A 457-nucleotide genomic window follows, 5' to 3' on the forward strand; every position below is an offset into this window, starting at 1 on the left:
TTTGAAATTGAGATTTGATATAATGTCGGTAGAGGTTAAAGTCAAAGGGTCGCACACTCGTGCTTTAAATTTCATCTCTGAAATGAGCTGGTTAATGTGAACCATCTAACGGTTTTACTTGTAATTATTGCACTTTATTTGCTAGTTACAAAGGCTTCATAAGCCTAGCCACCTATTGGTGCTTTAAGGGCATTGACAGCGCTTTGGTTCCTTTGCTTCAAAAGTTTGGGGTATGGAGTGCAAACCCCATAAGTGCTCCTTCGAGCACCTGCTCGCTTAATTGCTAAAGCCTTGCGGAGCGTAGCGCTTATTCAAGGCGTAAAGACCGCGGACGAAAATAGCGATAGCAATTTGAGCGCTGCTGAAGTGTCCGAAGTCATAGTCAGATTTTTTAAAACAGTGGTCGATTTTTTTCGCGCGGCGCTTTTTTTTGCTTTTGAAATACCTTTTCTTTATT

Annotated in this window: 1 protein-coding gene; it reads right to left on the minus strand. The window is 41.4% G+C overall.

Annotated elements, in window-relative coordinates; genetic code table 11:
* Positions 1 to 276: 276 nt before the first annotated feature.
* Positions 277 to 457: hypothetical protein (locus CYP28_RS10465; RefSeq protein ID WP_219811230.1), on the minus strand; the 181-nt coding region annotated here is incomplete at its 5' end.

The sequence above is a fragment of the Campylobacter concisus genome (genome assembly GCF_002914195.1).
In the GTDB taxonomy this organism is placed as follows: domain Bacteria; phylum Campylobacterota; class Campylobacteria; order Campylobacterales; family Campylobacteraceae; genus Campylobacter_A; species Campylobacter_A concisus_M.